Origin of the sequence: Novosphingobium sp. G106 (assembly GCF_019075875.1) — a bacterium.
Classification (GTDB): Bacteria; Pseudomonadota; Alphaproteobacteria; order Sphingomonadales; family Sphingomonadaceae; genus Novosphingobium.
Window position 1 is genome coordinate 4,031,809 of sequence record NZ_JAHOOZ010000001.1, and the last position, 17,774, is coordinate 4,049,582.

General features: G+C 65.8%; 17 protein-coding genes, 1 tRNA gene and 1 pseudogene. 6 read left to right on the plus strand and 13 right to left on the minus strand.

The features are described 5' to 3' along the window. Positions 1–12: 12 nt before the first annotated feature. Complete coding sequence (locus KRR38_RS19190; protein WP_309141088.1) at positions 13–492, minus strand: M10 family metallopeptidase C-terminal domain-containing protein; 480 nt, start codon at positions 490–492, stop codon at positions 13–15. Beyond that, entirely contained in the window at positions 449–1,459 is a 1,011-nt protein-coding gene (locus KRR38_RS19195) for a VCBS domain-containing protein (protein ID WP_217404573.1), read from the minus strand. Before KRR38_RS19195 ends, KRR38_RS19190 begins: the two co-directional genes overlap by 44 nt. Before the next feature lie 384 nt (positions 1,460–1,843). On the opposite strand from KRR38_RS19195, the gene KRR38_RS19200 reads away from it, so the two are divergent. Next, on the plus strand, positions 1,844–2,167 hold the full coding sequence (locus tag KRR38_RS19200) for a RidA family protein (RefSeq protein ID WP_217404575.1): 324 nt from the start codon (positions 1,844–1,846) through the stop codon (positions 2,165–2,167). On the opposite strand, the gene queG is transcribed toward KRR38_RS19200, so the two are convergent. Next, positions 2,136–3,221: a tRNA epoxyqueuosine(34) reductase QueG gene (gene queG, locus KRR38_RS19205; protein WP_217407348.1), complete on the minus strand. Its 1,086-nt coding sequence runs from the start codon at positions 3,219–3,221 to the stop codon at positions 2,136–2,138. The genes KRR38_RS19200 and queG overlap by 32 nt on opposite strands. Before the next feature lie 64 nt (positions 3,222–3,285). Between queG and KRR38_RS19210 the strand changes: the two genes are divergently transcribed. The 3 genes from KRR38_RS19210 to msrB are packed head-to-tail and all read left to right on the plus strand — an operon-like array spanning position 3,286 to position 6,083. Further along, on the plus strand, positions 3,286–4,287 hold the full coding sequence (locus tag KRR38_RS19210) for an ATP-binding cassette domain-containing protein (RefSeq protein WP_217407349.1): 1,002 nt from the start codon (positions 3,286–3,288) through the stop codon (positions 4,285–4,287). Then, positions 4,284–5,531 (plus strand): ABC transporter permease, encoded by a 1,248-nt coding sequence (locus KRR38_RS19215; RefSeq protein ID WP_217404577.1) that lies wholly within the window; start codon positions 4,284–4,286, stop codon positions 5,529–5,531. The genes KRR38_RS19210 and KRR38_RS19215 overlap by 4 nt, the downstream gene beginning before the upstream one ends. A 60-nt stretch (positions 5,532–5,591) precedes the next feature. Next, the gene (msrB, locus tag KRR38_RS19220) at positions 5,592–6,083 is read left to right on the plus strand and encodes a peptide-methionine (R)-S-oxide reductase MsrB (RefSeq protein WP_217404579.1); all 492 of its coding nucleotides are present in this window, start codon (positions 5,592–5,594) and stop codon (positions 6,081–6,083) included. A 6-nt stretch (positions 6,084–6,089) separates the two neighbouring features. Here the strand turns inward: msrB and KRR38_RS19225 are convergent, their stop codons facing one another. The 4 genes from KRR38_RS19225 to KRR38_RS19240 all read right to left on the minus strand — a co-directional run bounded on the left by KRR38_RS19225 (position 6,090) and on the right by KRR38_RS19240 (position 9,954). Next, entirely contained in the window at positions 6,090–6,734 is a 645-nt protein-coding gene (locus KRR38_RS19225; RefSeq protein WP_254514880.1) for a PilZ domain-containing protein, read from the minus strand. A gap of 194 nt (positions 6,735–6,928) precedes the next feature. Beyond that, positions 6,929–9,433 carry a TonB-dependent receptor gene (locus KRR38_RS19230; RefSeq protein ID WP_217404583.1) on the minus strand — a complete coding sequence of 835 codons (2,505 nt, stop codon included), beginning with the start codon at positions 9,431–9,433 and terminating at the stop codon, positions 6,929–6,931. Between the two features lie 71 nt (positions 9,434–9,504). Next, positions 9,505–9,589: transfer RNA gene (locus tag KRR38_RS19235), tRNA-Leu, on the minus strand. Between the two features lie 83 nt (positions 9,590–9,672). Next, positions 9,673–9,954, minus strand: a complete 282-nt coding sequence (locus KRR38_RS19240; protein ID WP_217404585.1) for an integration host factor subunit beta — start codon at positions 9,952–9,954, stop codon at positions 9,673–9,675. 280 nt (positions 9,955–10,234) lie between these two features. Between KRR38_RS19240 and KRR38_RS19245 the strand changes: the two genes are divergently transcribed. Next, positions 10,235–11,884 carry a peptide MFS transporter gene (locus KRR38_RS19245; RefSeq protein ID WP_217404587.1) on the plus strand — a complete coding sequence of 550 codons (1,650 nt, stop codon included), beginning with the start codon at positions 10,235–10,237 and terminating at the stop codon, positions 11,882–11,884. On the opposite strand, the pseudogene dxs reads toward KRR38_RS19245, so the two are convergent. Then, positions 11,881–13,829 (minus strand): annotated as a pseudogene (dxs, locus tag KRR38_RS19250) (1-deoxy-D-xylulose-5-phosphate synthase). The gene KRR38_RS19245 and the pseudogene dxs overlap by 4 nt on opposite strands. A gap of 96 nt (positions 13,830–13,925) precedes the next feature. Here dxs and KRR38_RS19255 point away from each other — a divergent pair. Beyond that, on the plus strand, positions 13,926–14,309 hold the full coding sequence (locus tag KRR38_RS19255; RefSeq protein ID WP_217404589.1) for a VOC family protein: 384 nt from the start codon (positions 13,926–13,928) through the stop codon (positions 14,307–14,309). A gap of 5 nt (positions 14,310–14,314) precedes the next feature. Here KRR38_RS19255 and KRR38_RS36260 read toward each other — a convergent pair whose 3' ends face one another. The 5 genes from KRR38_RS36260 to KRR38_RS19280 form a co-directional block, all read right to left on the minus strand. Then, on the minus strand, positions 14,315–14,713 hold the full coding sequence (locus KRR38_RS36260; RefSeq protein WP_254514881.1) for a proline dehydrogenase family protein: 399 nt from the start codon (positions 14,711–14,713) through the stop codon (positions 14,315–14,317). A gap of 437 nt (positions 14,714–15,150) precedes the next feature. Further along, positions 15,151–16,272, minus strand: a complete 1,122-nt coding sequence (locus tag KRR38_RS37430) for a GNAT family N-acetyltransferase (RefSeq protein WP_217404591.1) — start codon at positions 16,270–16,272, stop codon at positions 15,151–15,153. 72 nt (positions 16,273–16,344) lie between these two features. Beyond that, positions 16,345–16,803 carry a Fur family transcriptional regulator gene (locus KRR38_RS19270; protein WP_217404593.1) on the minus strand — a complete coding sequence of 153 codons (459 nt, stop codon included), beginning with the start codon at positions 16,801–16,803 and terminating at the stop codon, positions 16,345–16,347. A gap of 20 nt (positions 16,804–16,823) precedes the next feature. Continuing rightward, positions 16,824–17,495 carry a peptide-methionine (S)-S-oxide reductase MsrA gene (gene msrA, locus KRR38_RS19275; protein WP_217407350.1) on the minus strand — a complete coding sequence of 224 codons (672 nt, stop codon included), beginning with the start codon at positions 17,493–17,495 and terminating at the stop codon, positions 16,824–16,826. Positions 17,496–17,517: 22 nt separating this feature from the next. Further along, entirely contained in the window at positions 17,518–17,667 is a 150-nt protein-coding gene (locus KRR38_RS19280; RefSeq protein ID WP_217404595.1) for a hypothetical protein, read from the minus strand. Positions 17,668–17,774: the final 107 nt, after the last annotated feature.

Genomic DNA, 17,774 nt, shown 5'->3' on the forward strand with positions numbered 1-17,774 from the left:
GCGCCGGCGAGGCTACAGGAAAAAATCATCCGCCGTCAGGGCACTGACCCCGAGCCTGAGCATAAAGTCCGTCTTGCCGTCGCCATTGATGTCGGCGCTGATATGACCATATGCATCGTAGCGTAACTGCCCGGCGACTTTGCCGAACTGCGCTGAGCCGATGAACGTGAAGCTGTCATTTGTCGCGGCACCATTGGCCGAATTGGCGTCGATGGCGGACAGGTCGATCCTGTCACCCGCGCCGAAGTCCCAGATCTCGTCGGCCGATTGCGCTGTTCTGCCGCTGTCGCCACGGCTGAATACGAAAGTATCGGCGCCGGCGCCGCCTTCCAACCGATCGACGCCAACCCCGCCGATCAGGATATCGTCCCCTTGGCCGCCCATGAGAAAATCGTCGCCGCCGCCGCCCAGGATACGATCGGACGATGCCGAACCAATGATCGTGTCGTCACCGGTGCGCCCGTCGATCCGGGCGATGCCCGCTAAGGTCACGCCCGACAGGTCGATGGTGTCGTCCTCTCACGGCGCCCGCGATGATCACGTTGGCATAGCCATTGCCGTCGATTGCTTCGATGCCGACGATGCTGATGTCCCGATAGTCCGAAACGTCGAAGGTCCAGTTGATCGTCACGTTGTTCGCAGTGGCGCGGATCGTGTCTAAGCCTTCCCCGCCGTCGAAATCGGCGACGACGTTGCCTTTTACCCAGAAGACGTCGTTCCCGGTGCCGCCATCCAGCGTGTCCGCGCCGCCATTGCCTTCGATGATGTCATCCCCGGCTCCGCCGCTGATAACGTTTGCATAGCGGCCGCCCGCGAGCACGTCGGCATGGGCCGATCCGATAAGGTTGCCGATATAATAGAATCTGTCGCCAGCCGCTTCGCCATAGCTTCCGCCTTTGGTCAGCAGGCTGGCCGAGACGCCAGAAGCCGCATCGGCATAGGTCACGGTGTTGACACCGCCTGGCCCGCCCATGCGATCGGCACCTTTACCGCCGTTGAAGAGATCGTCGTACGCGGTTCCGACGAGAACATCGTCGCGGTCGGTACCGATGAATATCTCATAGCTGCCGCTAATCGAAACGGTGAGAACACCGTAATCGCTCAGCCCATGCGCATCGATCACTCTGTATTCCACGCCGTCGAGTTGCGTGTCACCCTGCCGCAACGCGAGGGTGTTGAGGCTGGAGTTATCCAGCGCATAGGTCCAACTTCCATCGGCCTTGACGAAGAATTTGCCGAACATGCAAACGAAGATCGTGCCCTGATCCGTAACCGGATTGGGCTCAAACGGACCACGGAAGACATCCGACACGATCAGCCGCTCGTCCGGATCGGATGCGAGATCAGGATCGGTATCGTTTGCCAGCAGATTACCTGAAAGCAGGGCAACGCTGCCCTGGACCAGGCTACCACCTTGATCCTCGACCGCGAGCGGCGCGCTATTCACCGTGCGCTCCACGCGCAAAATCGATCCGCTCCGGCGACATGCGCCGGTTCCGCAAACACAAGAGCATTGCTTGTCGCCCCCAAGCCCCGGCGATCGGAGAATTTCCGATGGCCGTCGGAAGGCTCACCACATCGGCGTGAAGCTTTGATGTCGAAAAGGAGATGCCGCGGACCTAAGCCATAGCGCGCATTGACCGCCTGATGCGGCTGGCCGACGCTCGGCCGGTTGCAACAGGAGGTTCACACATGCGCACTGCCTTGCTTGCGGGTTTCGCCGCGGTAACCGCCCTTGGCCTGCCCTCTGCCGCCCGGGCCGAGAACGTGCATTTGCCGGTCATCCGTCCCCCCTGCTCCCGCGGACGCGCCGGCCAATCCGGGTCCGCCGTTCAGTGCAGCGGTGCAGGCGGGCGACACGCTCTATATCTCGGGTTCCACCGACACCGACCCGGCCACCGGCAAGCCTTTCACCGATCCAAGGGCGGGCGCAAAGTCGCTGCTCGACGGTCTGACGCGCACGCTCACGCGCGCCGGTATGACGATGGACGATCTCGTCTGGGTCCAGGTTTTCGCCACCGACCTCGGCAACTATGCCGCGTTCAACGAGGTCTATCGCACCTACTTCAAGGGGCCGCTGCCCGCCCGTGCCTTTCTCGGCGCGGGGAGCCTGCTTAACGGCGCCAACTTCGAGATCATGGGCACGGCGGTAAAGGCGAAGAAATAGTGCGGTCAGAGAGCGCGGCGGCGGCCCAGTCCGCCGCTTCGGCGACTACCGGATCTGGATCGCGGCGCAGCGTCTCTACCTGCGCCCGCAAGCCCGCGTCGCCACTGTTCCCCGCCGCGATCAGGCAGTTGCGCACGAAACGGTCGCGGCCGATCCGCTTGATCGGCGAGCCGGAAAACAGCGCGCGGAAGCCGGCATCGTCGAGCGACAACAGTTCGGCCAGCTTCGGCGCAACCAGTTCGGCGCGCGGCAGGAAGGCGCGCATCGCTGCTGCATCCTGGGCGAACTTGTTCCATGGGCAAACCGCCAGGCAATCGTCGCAGCCGTAGATGCGGTTGCCCATGGCCGCGCGGAACTCGTCGGGGATCGGACCCTTGTGTTCGATCGTCAGGTAGCTGATGCAGCGGCGGGCATCGAGCCGGTAGGGCGCGGGAAAGGCCTCGGTCGGGCAGGCATCCTGGCAAGCCTGGCAGGTGCCGCACCGGTCCTCGCCCGACTCGTCCACGGGCAGGTCCAGCGTCGTGTAGATCGCGCCGAGGAACAGCCAGGAGCCGTGTTCGCGGCTGACGAGGTTGGTATGCTTGCCCTGCCAGCCGAGCCCCGCCGCCTCGCCCAGCGGCTTTTCCATGACCGGTGCCGTATCGACGAAGACCTTGACCCCGATATCGCCAAGCCCGCGCTTCTTCGCGGCTTCGACCAGCCAGCGCGCCAGCGCCTTGAGCGCCTTCTTGACGACGTCGTGGTAGTCCTTGCCCTGGGCATAGACCGATATCCGCGCCCGGTCTGGATGGTCCGCCAGCGCCAGCGGATCGCTGGCAGGCGCATAGCTCATGCCGAGGCCGACCACGCTGCGCGCCTCGGGCCAGAGCCCTTGCGGCGAGCGGCGGTGGTGCGCGCGCTCCTCCATCCAACCCATCGAGCCGTGCATGCCCTCGGCCAGCCAGGTCTCGAGCCGAGCCGCCGCACGCGCATTCTCGGCCGCCGGCGCAATGCCGAAGGCGGCGAAGCCCAGCCGCTCCGCCTCCGCCGCGAGATCGGTGCGCAACGTGGCCATGGCTGCGGCGTTAACCAACTTTGCTGACGCTCCTATTCACAAGCCGCGGCTAATGCCGCAGACCATGAGGATGGACCTAGGTGATTGGGCCCCCACGGGCAATGAGAGCGCAGAAAAGGCGGTAGCCGGCAGGCCGCTCGCCATCGAGGCCCGCGGCCTCGTCAAGCGCTTCGACGGCTTCACAGCGGTGGACGGCGTCGACCTGTCGGTGCCCGAGGGCGCGATCTACGGCATTCTCGGCCCCAACGGCGCGGGCAAGACCACGACCCTGCGCATGCTGCTGGGCATCATCGATCCCGACGAGGGCCTGCGCCGGCTGCTCGGCGCCGATCGGCCGCATGACGTCGCCCATGCCGTCGGCTACCTGCCCGAGGAGCGCGGGCTATATCCGGCGATGAAGGCCTATGAGGCGATCGCCTTCGTCGGCGCACTGCGTGGCCTACCGCTGGCCGAGGGCCGCAAGCGCGGCAAGGCGCTGCTCGAGGAGCATGGCCTGGGCTATGCGATCGACCGTCAGATCCGCCAGCTGTCCAAGGGCATGGCCCAGCAGGTGCAGATCCTCGCGACGCTGGTCCACGAGCCGCGGCTGGTGATCTTCGACGAGCCGTTCTCGGGCCTCGACGCGCTCAACCAGGGCAAGCTCGAAAAAATGATGCGCGGACTGGCCGAGAAGGGCACGACGGTGATCTTCTCGACCCACGTCATCGCCCATGCCGAACGACTCTGCGACGAGGTCGCGATCATCGCCGGTGGCAAGGTGCCGTTCGCCGGCCCGGTCGACGTCGCGCGCGATCGCATTCGCCCGCAAGTACGGCTGGAAACGCGGGCCGACGACGGCCCCTGGCGCGCCGGATTCCCGGCCGATGCCCGGCGCGAGGGGCGGTTCTGGCATTTCACCCTGCCCGACACGGGCATCGAGCCGCTGCTGCGTGCGCTGATCGAGGGCGAGGCGGGCATCCTCTCGCTGTCGATCGAGCGCGCCGGGTTGCATGATGCCTTCGTTGCCATTGCCGGCGAGGCCGCAGCCAAGGCGCTGGAAGAAGAAGGGCCGGAGGAAACGCGATGACCACTCCCGTCCAATCCGGTCGCCTGTCGACGCTGGCCGCCGCGCTGGTCGTCGCCCGGCGCGATTTCGGCGCGGTCCTGTTCAGCCGCAGCTTCATCTTCTTCCTGCTGGGCCCGCTGTTCCCCGTGATCATCGCGATGACCGCCGGCAACATTGGCCAGAAGGTGCAGGAGAATGCAGCGCAGCCCGTGCTCGGCATCGCGATGCAGGCAGCCGATGCCGATGCGATGATCGCGGCGCGGCGCAAGCTCGATCCACGGATAGGCGCGAGCCTGCCCGAATTCGTCGTGGTCAAGCGATTGGCCCCCGGCGAGGCTTTCGACGCCACCACTGCGCTCAGCGGCAAGGGAGCCAATCTCGCCGCGATTGCCAGCGGCCCGCTTTCAGCGCCGGTGCTCACGGGTCCGACGGGGCGCATCGAGTGGTGGAAAGGCCCCGTTTCACTCGTCGCTGCAGAGGCCCTGGGCCGCGGACCGAAGAGCTATCCCGAGGTCTGGCTGTCGGGCACCAACGCCAATACCACGGCCGACCAGCACGAGGATCGCACGCGCACCGCCCAGGCCGGGCAGACGCTGCTGTTCTTGCTGACCATGCTGCTCGCCGGCATGGTGCTCTCCAACCTTGTCGAGGAGAAAGGCAACAAGATCATCGAGATCCTGGCGGCGGCGATCCCGATGGAGGCGGTGTTCTTCGGCAAGCTGTTCGCCATGCTGGCGGTATCGCTGGTGGCGATCTGCGTCTGGGGCACGGCGGGCGGCGCGGTGATGCTGGCGGGCGCGCAGGCGCTCGGGCCGGTGGCGGCGCCGGCGGTCGGCTGGCCGGCGTTCCTGGCGCTGGGGGGGATCTATTTCACGATGGCCTATCTGCTGATCGGATCGGTCTTCCTCGCGATCGGCTCGATGGCGACGACGGTCCGCGAAGTGCAGACGCTGTCGCTGCCCGCGACCATGCTCCAGCTCTTCGTGTTCCTCTTCGCCACCTATGCGATGAGCCGGCCGAACAGCGCGGTCGAACTGGCCGCGATCGTACTGCCCTTCAGCTCGCCCTTCGCCATGCTGGCGCGGGCGGCACAGGATGGGGCGATCTGGCCGCACCTGGCGGCGATCGCCTGGCAGGTGCTGTGGGTGCTGCTGCTGGTGCGCGCCGGTTCGCGGCTGTTCCGCACGCGGGTGATGAAGTCGGGCTCGGCGGGCGCAGCGCCCAAGCGCGGACTGTTCGGCCGGCGCAAGGCCGCCCGCGCCTAGTTGACATCGCGCCGGGACAACCGATCTTCTGGGGACAGTATCCCCCGGAGAACGCGCCCCATGTCCCAACACCTCGATCGCCGCAGCTTCGTGACATGGCTCGCCGCTTCGGCCGCGCTTCCCGCATTGGCCGCCTGCGGCAGCGGCACCGCCTCGGCCGCCGCCTATCCGGTCAGCTACAGCGAGGCTGAATGGCGCAAGCGGCTGACGCCCGCCCAGTTCCACATCCTGCGCGAGAAGGGCACCGAGCGCCCCGGCACCTCGCCGCTGCTGAACGAGCACCGCCGCGGCACTTTCGTCTGCGCGGCGGACGGCAATCCGCTGTTCTCCTCGACCACCAAGTTCGAGAGCGGCACGGGCTGGCCGAGCTTCTACCGCCCCCTGCCGCGCGGGATCGGTACGTCGCGCGATTTCGATCTGGGAATGGTCCGCACCGAAGTGCACTGCGCGCGCTGCGGCGGCCATCTCGGCCACGTGTTCGACGACGGTCCGGCGCCGACCGGGCTGCGCTATTGCATGAACGGCGACGCGATGGCGTTCCGCGCCGGCTAGGTCACCTCAGGCGAAGCGCCGGGGCGAGGCCTGTGCGGCGGGCGCGACGATCGGCTGCAACTGGGCGGCCAGCTTGGCCAATTCCTCGAAGCTGAAGACCTGCTGGAAGACGAGGCCATAGGCGCTGCGCGAGCGCCAGCAGACATTGCCGACGATCGTCGGCAGGCCTTTCACGGTGAAGTGGACCTTCTGGCGGATCGCCAGCGGCAGAGTGGTTTCGATGCGAGCGCCTTCGCGCGACAGGTCGCGCACGGTCGCCTCGCCGCTCTCGCCATCGGCGGTGATCCTTGCTGGGAATTCCAGCCGCAATCGCAGCGCGCGTTTGGGATAGGGACTGGCCTCGGCGATGAAATTCTTGACCTCGATCCAGTCGGCAAAGCGGAAGCCGGCGTGGTCCGCGGCTTCCCAGACGCGGTCGAGATCGTAGCGCTCGCCGGTGCTGAGCTCGAGCGAGAAGCGCTGGACGGGCGGCAGCTTGTGGAAGATGCGCAGCCTCACGCCGCTCGCCGAGACGTCGCGGATGATGCAGAGATATTCGGCGCCTTCGCAGATCAGCTTCGCGCTGCGGATCAGTAGAGTGAAGCGCGGCGCCGAGCGCAGTTCTTCGACCGAGAGCTCGGCAGCGTTTTCGGCAGCTGGATTGCGGCTCAAATCTTCCATCTTGCACCCGATCAAGCGCAGTCCGGCAGCCCCCTGGCGCACGCAGACGCGGTTAATATCGAGTGACGATAGGCTATGTGGCCTAACGGGCCATTAATCCCACCGCAATTTTTGAGACCGATTTGGACAAGAAAAGGCCCGGCTGCGACCTGCGCAACCGGGCCATATTCTATAGAACGGTCAGATCAGAACTTGTAGCCGACCGTACCGCCGAAAGTCAGCGGCTCGCCGATAGGCGCATAAGTGCGCGTCGTCGGCCGGTAGTGGACCTTGTAGATCTTGTTCGTCAGGTTGTTGCCCCAGACGCGAACATAGTAATGATCGGTCGGGTCCGCCCAGGTGATCGACGCATTGACCAGAGCATAGCCGCTCTGACGCGCGCGCTGTTCGTTGGCGCGACCGACATAGGCCGTGCCTTGCAACGTCTGCTGGTTGTTCGGCGCCGGCACCGGCTGTCCGGCCAACACAGCAGCGTTTTTGCGGGCAGTGTACGAAGCATCGCTCTCGCCGCCCCAGATCGACGCATCGGTCACCACGTAGCTGGACGTGTACTTGAGGTTACCCGCAAAGGTCAGGCCGCCTTCACCCTGCGGCACCTTGTATTCGAAGCCGACGAATCCCGAGAAGTCCGGGGCGCGGACCATCTGCATGTGCGAAATGTCCTGCCAGGCCGGCGGGATGAACACATTGGTTGCGCCCCTAAGCGGATCGACGGAATTGGGGAAGGCAGCAGCTGCCGGATTGACCGAAGTGCCGCGATAGTAGGCACCGTCGCCATAGCGCGCGTGCAGCCAGGTGGCGCCGGCGTTGACCTTGAAGTTCTCCATGACGTTGTAGCTGAAGTTGGCTTCGGCGCCGTAGATCTTCGCCTTGGGAATGGTCTGCAGGAGAACGCCCGTCACACCGTTGACGAACTGCACCGAGCTGACCTGCAGATTGTGGTAGTTGTAGTAGAAGCCCGAGAGGTCGAAGCTGTAATTGTGGCCGGCGCCCTTCACGCCGACTTCGAAGGCATCGATCGTCTCCTGGCCGATCTGGCCGAATTGCTTCCAGGTCGCGGCAGTGTCGAACGGGATGACGCCGTTCCATTCACCGGCCTTGAAGCCTTGCGAATAGCTCGCGTAGATGTTGGTGCGCGGTGCGATCTCATAGCGGATCGAAGCCCGCGGCGTGAACTTGCTGTAGGTCGAGCCATTGGTCGCGTTGTAGTTCTGCCCGCGCGATGCGCCGAACGGAATCGTGATCGCCGTCGCGCCGAGAGCCGCGCAGCCCGTCAGCACTGCGCAGTACGACGTCTTCACCGCAGAAATGTCCTGCGTTTCCTTGCTGTAACGGCCGCCGACGTTGATGCTCAGCTTGTCCGTCACGTGGAAGGTCGCGTCTAGGAAAAGCGCAAAGGCTTCCTTGGTGCGCGCATAGTCGCTGGTCGAGGCCAGGCGATAGGCCGAGAACGGAGTGCCCGGGCCCGAGGTCGGCGTGTTCGGGAACACGTAGTTGGCATTCTCGCGGCCCTTCCCGAACTTCTCCTTGTTGTTGAAGTAGGTGCCGCCGATGATCAGGTCGAGGTTCTTGATGGCGTTGATCGTGTAGTCGACGTTCTCCTGCCAGGTGTCCTCGAAGATCAGCGAGTCCGAGATCGTATCGTTGGCCACACCCGTGAGGCCGAACGCGCTGTAGCGACCATCGGAATCGTAAGTCGTCACGAGGCTGGAGTGCTGGTAGCCGGTGACAGACCGCAACGTGCCGATGCCGGTATCGAGTTCGAGCTTCAACGAACCCTCGTGCTGCTTGAAATCGAGCACCGCGGCGTCTTCGGAAACGTCGCCCAGGTTACGCGGCGTGAAGCCCGCGGTCAGGTTTTCGAACGGCGTGAAGTAGGCGCCCCGCGGATCGCTGGCGCGCGTGAAGTTATAGCCGATCGTGGCCGTCAACGCCCCCAGTTCGCCCTTGAGCTTGGCGCGGACCGATTCCTGCTCCAGCCCGAGCGTGCGACCATCGGTCTTCGTCACGTCGGTGAGGCTGACCTTCTTGTAGTAGCCGTCGGTCTTGCGATAGGTGCCGGCGATGCTGAAGCCGACATTGTCGCTGAGCGGCCCCGCGACATAGCCGCGCGCGCGCCGGTCGTCGAAGCGGGCATAGGTCGCCTCGAGATTGCCCTTCATCGAGCTGCCCGGATCGATCGTATCGAGCAGAATCGCGCCGCCGGTGGCGTTGCGGCCATAGAGCGCGCCCTGCGGGCCCTTGAGGACCTGGATGCTCTGGACGTTGGGCAGATCCATGTTCAGGACCTGCGGCGTGATCTGGTAGAGACCGTCGACCCAGAGCGCGACGTTGTTCTCGTAGGAACCCGAGTTGGTCGTGGTGACGCCGCGGATCGCCGGCTGTGGATAGGTACCGCTATTGTTGAGCGAGAAGCCCGAGGTCACGTTCTGCAGGTCGCGGACGCTGTTGACGCCCAGCTGACTCAACGTCTCCGGAGTGACGACGGTAACGGTCATCGGCACGTCTTCGACCGCTTCTGCGCGGCGCTGCGCGGTGACAACGATAGTGTTGCTGTCGACGCTGGCTTCCGCGCCCTGCGCCAAGGCGGGGGTGACGGAGAAGGGCGCTGCCAGCGCCGATGCGCCGAGCATGGTCGCCAGCCGCAGCCTGCGGCGCGCATGGATAGTCCTCGATTGATGTGTTTTCATTGCATCCTCCCTTGTTTATTGCATTAATTCCGGGGAGTTACCTCCCTCTGGTACCTAGTCTCGAAGGGGCTTGGTGCGGACGGCGGGACTCGAACCCGCACTGGGATACCCAAGCGGATTTTAAGTCCGCTGCGTCTACCATTCCGCCACGTCCGCGCGGGTGATGCGCGCCGTCTGTCGCAGAAGGCCCAGCCGCTTACAATAGTCCGGCAGCAACAGCTGCGCGCCCATCGGGCTGCCTAGCCGACGTTCAGGCGAGCGCGCATTTCCTTGCCCGGCTTGAAATAGGGCACGCGCTTCTCGGGAACGCTCACCGTATCGCCGGTCCGGGGATTGCGGCCCTTACGCGCTTCGCGCTGGCGGGTCGAGAAGGCGCCGAAGCCACGCAGCTCGACACGGCCACCCTCGGCCAGGCTTTCCGCCACTTCATCGAAGAAGGTATCCACCGCGCGCTCGACATCCTCGATGCGCAATTCGGGATTCTCTCTGGCCAAGGCCTGCAACAGCTCTGATCTGATCATCGCAACTCATCCCCCCACGACCCGGACTGAGCACCGCCACAATATTGGCTGCGCAAGCTCGCACCGTAGTGTCAAATTGCCATGACGCCCCGCTATTCGCAATACCGAAAGCTGGAACAGTACCGCTCAGGCAAACAATTTTACGGGGCTGTATCAATCTTGTATCACTATTCCTGGGGAACGACGTTCTCGAGGCAGCGGCTTTTCATCGCGACCAACTGCGCCTAGTCTGGCCGCTTGCCGGCAGGGCAAGGTCGCATGAGAAAGATCGCCACCCAGAATGAAATCCATGGCCGTCTGGAACGAGGGTGACTGGATCGCTGCGATCGCCGCCACCGCGCTATTCGCATTCCTGATCGTCGGCGCGCTGATCGCCACACGCAAGAGCGAGGAATTCGTCGGCCATCCGCGCGGCCTGTTCGTGCTGTTCTATGCGGAGATGTGGGAGCGCTTCTCCTATTACGGCATGCGGGCGCTGCTGATCCTTTATCTCACCAAGTTCTGGCTGTTCGGCGACGGCAAGTCGAACCTGATCTACGGCGCCTATACCAGCCTGGTCTACATCACCCCGGTGCTCGGCGGATATCTGGCCGACCGCTGGCTGGGGCAGCGCAAAGCCGTGGTGTTCGGCGGCCTGCTGCTGGCACTCGGCCACCTGTTCATGGCTTACGAAGGCTTGCAGGGCGCGACCGACCCGCTGGTCAAGCAGGCCGATCCGGCGATCAACGTGTTCTGGCTGGCGCTGGCGCTGATCTGCGTCGGCTCGGGTTTCCTCAAGGCGAACATCTCGGTGATCGTCGGCCAGCTCTATGCCATGCGCGATATCCGCCGCGACGCCGCCTACACGATCTTCTACATGGGCGTGAACGTCGGCGCGGCGCTCGGCACGATCCTGGTCGGTTACCTCGGCGAGACGATCGGCTGGTCCTGGGGCTTCGGCCTCGCGGGCATCGGCATGGTGCTCGGCCTCATCATCTTCATGATCGGCAAGCCGGCGCTGCGCGGTCAGGGTGAACCGCCCAAGCCGCTGGTGGGCAGCCGCGAATGGGTGCTCTACGGCACAGGCTTTGCCGCAGTGGCGGTGCTCTGGTTCCTGTTGCAGTACCAGGGCATCATCCAGAACCTGCTGATCGTCAGCGGCGTGGCGATGCTGCTCTACACGCTCTACGAAGCATTCAAGCTGCCCAAGGAACCCCGCGAGCGGATGTTCGCGATCCTGTTCCTGATCGCGCTGAACCCGGTGTTCTGGGGCCTGTTCGAGCAGGCCGGCGGGTCGCTCAGCCTCTATACCGACCGCTACGTCGACCGCGCCGGAGTGCCCACCAGCCTGTTCCAGTCGATCAACCCGATCTACATCGTACTACTGGGCCCGATCTTCGCCGCGCTGTGGCAATGGCTGGGCAAACGCGGGCTGGAACCCTCGGCCCCGGCCAAGTTCGGCCTCGCGTTGGCCCAGGTCGGGCTGTCCTTCCTGGTGTTTGTCTGGGGCGCCCGCGCTGTGGGCATCGAGAACATGACTCCCGTCATCTTCGTGTTCTTGATCTATTTCTTCGCCACCACCGGCGAGCTGTGCCTCTCGCCCGTCGGCCTTTCGGCCATGACCCGTCTCGCCCCGCTGCACCTTGGCAGCTTCATCATGGGCGCCTGGTTCTACATGACCGCGGTGGGCAATTTCGTCGCCGGCAAGATCGGTGAGGCGACCGGCGGTGAAAGCGGTGAGATGTCCAAGGAGCTGACGCTGGACATCTATACCAGGATCGGCTGGATCACGATCGGCGTGGCCGTCGTCGTCATGGTGCTGGCGCGCTGGGTGAAACGCTGGATGCACCTCGATACACTGGAAGACCGCGTCACGCCGGCCGACCAAGCCGCGATCCACGGCGGCGGCGAAGGCGAGAACGTCGAGGGGGCGTTGCCGGGGCGGGCCTAAGCCCGCGCCTCGCTGACCCCGGCGCTGTTGTGGCGCAGGGCTTTCAGCACGGTATCGACGATCTGCGGGGCGTTGAGGCCGGCGGCGTCGTACTGCTTGTCGGGCGCGTCGTGGTCCTGGAAGAGGTCGGGCAGGCGCATCGTGCGGATCTTGAGGCCGCCATGGGCGCTGTCGGGGTCGGTCAGGCCCTCGTCGCTGGCCATGGTCAGGACATGGGCGCCGAGCCCGCCGACCGCGCCTTCCTCGACCGTGACGACGACCTCGTGCGTCGTGATCAGCTTGCGGATCAGGTCCTCGTCGAGCGGCTTGGCGAAGCGCAGGTCGGCGACCGTGGTCGACAGCCCCTTGGCGTCGAGCTGGTCGGCCGCCTTGAGCGCTTCGGCCAGCCGCGTGCCCAGCGAGAGCAGCGCGATCTTGTTGCCCCCCTTGTCATTGCCGCGCACAATCCGGCCCTTGCCGATCTCGAGCCGCTCGGGAACCTCGGGCAGCGGCACGCCGACGCCGTTGCCGCGCGGATAGCGGAAGGCGATCGGGCCGTCGTCATGCATGGCCGCGGTATGCGTCATGTGGACCAGCTCGGCCTCGTCGGCCGCGGCCATGACGACCATGTTGGGCAGGGTCGCGAGGTAAGTGACGTCGAACGAGCCCGCATGAGTGGCGCCGTCGGCACCGACGAGGCCCGCGCGGTCGATGGCGAAGCGCACCGGCAGGTTCTGGATCGCGACGTCGTGGACGACCTGGTCGTAGGCGCGCTGCAGGAAGGTCGAATAGATCGCGCAGAACGGGCGCATGCCCTGGGCGGCGAGGCCCGCGGCGAAAGTCACCGCGTGCTGCTCGGCGATGCCGACGTCGAAGCTGCGGTCGGGGAAGGCCTCGCCGAACTTGTCGAGCCCGGTGCCCGAGGGCATCGCCGCGGTGATCGCGCAGACCGTGCTGTCGCGCGTCGCCTCGGCGATCAGCGCTTTCGCGAAGACGTTGGTATAGCTCGGCGGACCGGCGGCGCCCTTGGCCTGCTCGCCGGTGACGACGTTGAACTTCTGCACGCCGTGGTACTTGTCGGCGCTCTGCTCGGCCGGGGCGTAGCCCTTGCCCTTCTGCGTGACCACATGGATCAGGCACGGACCCTCGGCGGCGTCGCGCACGTTCTCGAGCACCGGGATCAGCTGGTCGAGGTTGTGACCGTCGATCGGGCCGACGTAGTAGAAGCCCAGCTCCTCGAAGAAGGTGCCGCCCATCGCCATGCCGCGGGCGAACTCGTCGGTCTTCTTGGCGGCGCGGTGCAGCGGCTCGGGCAGCCGGCGCGAGACGCGCCGCGCGAGATCGCGGATGCCGAGGAACTGGCGCGAGGAGACCAGCCTGGCGAGATAGGCCGAGAGCCCGCCGACCGGCGGCGCGATCGACATGTCATTGTCGTTGAGGATCACGACGAGGCGGCCCCCGCCTGCTTGGCGTTGTTCATCGCCTCGTAGGCCATGCCCGCGCTCATCGAGCCGTCGCCGATCACCGCGATGCCGCGGCCCGGCGTGCCCGCCAGCTTGTTGGCCACGGCAAAGCCCAGCGCGGCCGAGATCGAGGTAGAACTGTGCGCCGCGCCGAACGGGTCGTACTCGCTCTCGCTGCGCTTGGTGAAGCCCGAGAGCCCGCCGCCCTGGCGCAGCGTACGGATGCGGTCGCGGCGGCCCGTGATGATCTTGTGCGGATAGGCCTGGTGACCGACGTCCCAGACGAGACGGTCGGCCGGCGTATCGAACACATAATGGATCGCCACGGTCAGCTCGACCACGCCGAGACCCGAGCCCAGGTGCCCGCCGGTCTGCCCGACGGCAGCAATCGTCTCGCTGCGAAGCTCGTCGGCCAGCTGGCGCAGCCGCTCCGGCGGAAGCTTGCGCAGGTCGTCCGGACTATCGATCGTATCGAGCAACGGGGTGGCCGGTTCGGCAGTCATTGATAGGCCCTTACACGCTCGGCTAAGTGGTGTCGATTGAGCGTTGCGGCAATATTCTCAGCCTCCTGCAAGCGCTCCGCACGAGAGGATGTTCCCATGACGTTGCTATCCGCGAGCCCGGTCGCTTTCATCCTCACGGCCGACCGGACTCGGGCCAAGCCGTTCTATGCCGGCGCGCTGGGCCTGCCGATTCTCTCCGAGGACGACTTTGCTGTGACCTTCGGCCTCGGCAGCGGCATGACGATCCGGCTAACCGACCTGCCCGGCCACACCGGCGCCCAGCATACCGTGCTGGGCTGGGACGTGCCCGACATCGCCGCAGCCGCGGCCGAGCTCAAGGCCAAGGGCGTGACCTTCCGCATCTACGAAGGCTTCGGTCAGGACGCCGACGGCATCTGGAGCCCGCCTGGCGGCGGCGCCAAGGTCGCCTGGTTCACCGATCCTGACGGCAACGTGCTGAGCCTGACGCAGTTCGGCTAGAGGGTTCAGTCGACCAGGCCCAGCCGGTCGCGGACGATCCACTTCGGCAAATAGGGACGGCCCAGCGCCTTGTCGGCGGCATAGGGCAGCCAGCCCGGCCCGAACGGCACATAGATCCGCACCGGCACACCCAGCCGCCGCGCGATCGCCATGGTGCGGCGCATCGGCAGACCGCGGAGCTGCTCGAGCTCGCACGGCGTGCCGGCATCGAGCAGGATAGCGAGCGCACGCTCGGCAAGCAGAGGGCTGTGGGTGGCGACTGAAACAGGAGCGGTCCGGCCCGCGAGGCGCGTGACCAGGCCGAGGTAACTGGCTTCGATATCGCAATCCCCCCCAGTCGGGATCGGCCCACTCCCCCTTGACGATGCGCAGCCGCGCAGAGGTATCTCGGAAACGCGCCGCATCGGCCATGGAGCGCCTCCAGCGCGCGGGCAGAACGCAACCGGTGCCAGGGAACTGCGCCAGCAGCTCGCCGAACAGCGCCTGCGTGGCTTCGGCCTGGTGCGGGGCGTGCGCGTCGAACAGCACGGCCAGCCCGGACGATGCCGCAGCCTCGGCGATCGCCCGAAGGTGGGCCCGGTCGAATCCGAGCGGCGGCGCCTTGACCGAGAGATAGGCATCGCCGGCCCGCTCCTTCAGGCAGCCGGCCACGGCCACATTGGCAGCCGCGATGCTCTTCGCCGTGTCACGGCTTCCCGGGAAGTGTCCCGCGGTAGCGCGCAAGCCACGCGCCTGTAGCCTGGCGCAGATCTGCGCTGCTGCCTCGGGACCGGGCCCACTGCTGACCTTCTCGATCTGGCGCGGCAAGGCATAGCGCGCATCGCGCAGCATGCCCCAGAGGTCAGGCCGCATCGGCCCTGGGCTTCATTCGTGCGGTCATCCAGGTCGCCAGGTCAGCCGAGAAGCCGACCGCGCCGCGCAGGCCGAACGGATAGGTCCGCACGCGCAGGCATTCGCGGTGCTCGCGGGTCCAGAGCGCGGCGATCCACGGTTCGACATCGCCGAGCAGTTCGTAGGACTGCAGCCGGCGGCCGGCCGCCCAGCCCAGCGTATGCAGCATCAGCAGCGTGCCCGGCGAGCATTTGCCGAAGGCCTCGTCATAACCGATCTTGAACAGCCAGTAGCGGTCCAGGCATTCGAGCCCCATCTGCATGGCGACGGCCTGACCGTCGATACGCAGGAAGGCGACGCGGAAGATGCCTTGCCGGCTCGCCGAACGGAAGAAATTGCGGAAGAAAGCTTCCTTTGCGCCGTCGACCGCGATGGCCGTGCCAGCCTCCTTCTTCCACGAGCGCACTTCGACGGCGATGGCTTCGTCGAACAGCGCGTCGAAGGCCTCCACGCCCGGCGAGAGCATTTCGTAGGTCACCGTCCCGAGTTCGCCCGCACGGCGCGCGGCGCGGCGGAAATCGGATCGCCGCCCGGAATTGAACTGGCTTTCGGGCGCGGTCCAGCTTTCGTCGAGCGTGATCGTCGGCGTCGACACCCCCGGTCGCACCGACAGCCAGCCCTTGCCTTTCATCGCGCTCCGCAAGGCTGGGATCAGACCGGAGCTGGCCGGAATGCGATCGAGCAGCAGTGGCCGCGACTGGCGCGACAGCGCCTCCGCCAGCAGCACCACGCCTTCGTCATCGGCGCAGAGCGCATCGACGGGTTCGAACAGTTCCCGTGGCCCAACCGCCCGCCAGCGCGCGAAATAGCCCTTGCCGCGGCACAGCGGCAACAGCGCGCTCGCACCGCTCGCCGTCGATGCCATCAGCAGGGTCAGTGGCGTATCAGCGAGCAGCGTTTCGGAAAGTGAAGCGGCAAAAGCATAGAACTGCGTCGGCAGCTGCGCGGTCAGCTCGAGCCGAGCCCACGCGCCGATCAGCGCTTCGTCGGCGCTGAAACCGACGAAGCGCGAACCGCCGTCGAGACTGTCTTGCCGCAAGGCGCCTGCCCGGCCGACAAAATGCGTCGCCACTGCCGTCCCCCTTTGGGCGAGACATAGCGATACGGACTTAGGATTGGGTAAACCGGACTAAGCCGAGACCTCTCAACTACAGGTCTCGCACATGCCGCGCAGTTCGACCACGGGACGAACGTCTGCGAAGCCAGCGCTCTTCGCCGCGCTCACCAGCGCGCCGGTGAGCTTGTCGTCGTCGATATGGACGAGCTGGCCGCAGGAATCGCAGATCAGGAAGATGCAGTCGTGGCGACAGCCCGGGTGGCTGTTGGCGACATAGGCATTGGCGCTCTCGACCCGGCGCGCGAGATTGGTGCGCACGAAGAGATCGAGGATGCGATAGACCGAGTTCGCCGCGACGCGCTTGGCACGTAGCGCCGAGACGCTTTCGGCGATGTCGTAAGCCGAGCTCGGCTTGTCGCGTGCCGCGAGCGCGGCGAAGACGTCGGCACGCATCTCGGTCCACTGCTCGCCCTCCGCGACCAGCGCATCGCGCGCCGCGTCGATCAGCGTTTCACCCTCGTGCTCGTGATGGTCGTGCCCTGACATGCCCCCGATATAGGCAGCAATCAGCGCGCGGTGAAGGCTCGCTTGTATTCGCCGGGAAACACACGTTGCAGCGCTGCCACCTTGGGCGCGTCCCAGCGCCGGATATAGGGGTGATCGGGGTTGTTCAGCATGAAGTCCTGGTGATCGGTCTCGGCCGGGTAGAAGCGCTGATAGGCCTCTATCCGGGTGACGATCGGCGCATGCCAGACGTTCGAGGCGCGCAGCTGGGCAAGGTAAGCCTCTGCCACCGCACGCTGCTCGGGATTCATCGGTACGAGCGCGTTGCGGTACTCCTTGCCGACATCGGGGCCCTGGCGGTTGAGCTGGGTCGGGTCGGTTACTACCGAAAAGAAGATGCGCAGCAGCTGGTCGTAGCGGACGCGGGCGGGGTCGTAGGTGACGCGCACCGATTCGGCGTGGCCGCTGTCGCCGCCGTGGATCAGCTCATAATGCGCCTTGTTGGCAGGGCCGCCGTGATAGCCCGAGACCGCGCTGGTCACGCCGATCACATGGCTGAACACGCCTTCTACGCCCCAGAAGCAGCCACCCGCAAAAATTGCGGTCTTGAGGCCGGCTGGCTCGCTCGCCTGGCGCTGTGCGGCGGGCGTCAGAACGACAGTCTCGGCGGATGCGGGTTGCTGACAGGCGGCGGCAAGCGCCAGGAGGGGCAGCAGGAAGGCTGCGCGCCTCATCACGCGACGGGCTGGCTGGCGATCACTGGGCTTCGGCCGCGACGGCCTTGGGAACCACGCCGGTCGCTACGTCGCTGCTTCCACCAATGCCGAGCGTCGCCAGCACGAGCAGTGCCCCGGCGCCGAAGCCGAGGGCGAAGAAGCGGGTAATCTCTGACTTGAACAGTCCCATTGCATGAGTCGCTTTGTGATTCGTCGTGGCGGCCAATGGCATCACCGCGATTGCGGCGAAGTGAATAATACCACAAATTCCCTAATCGCGCGGCAAGCCGAGCTTAT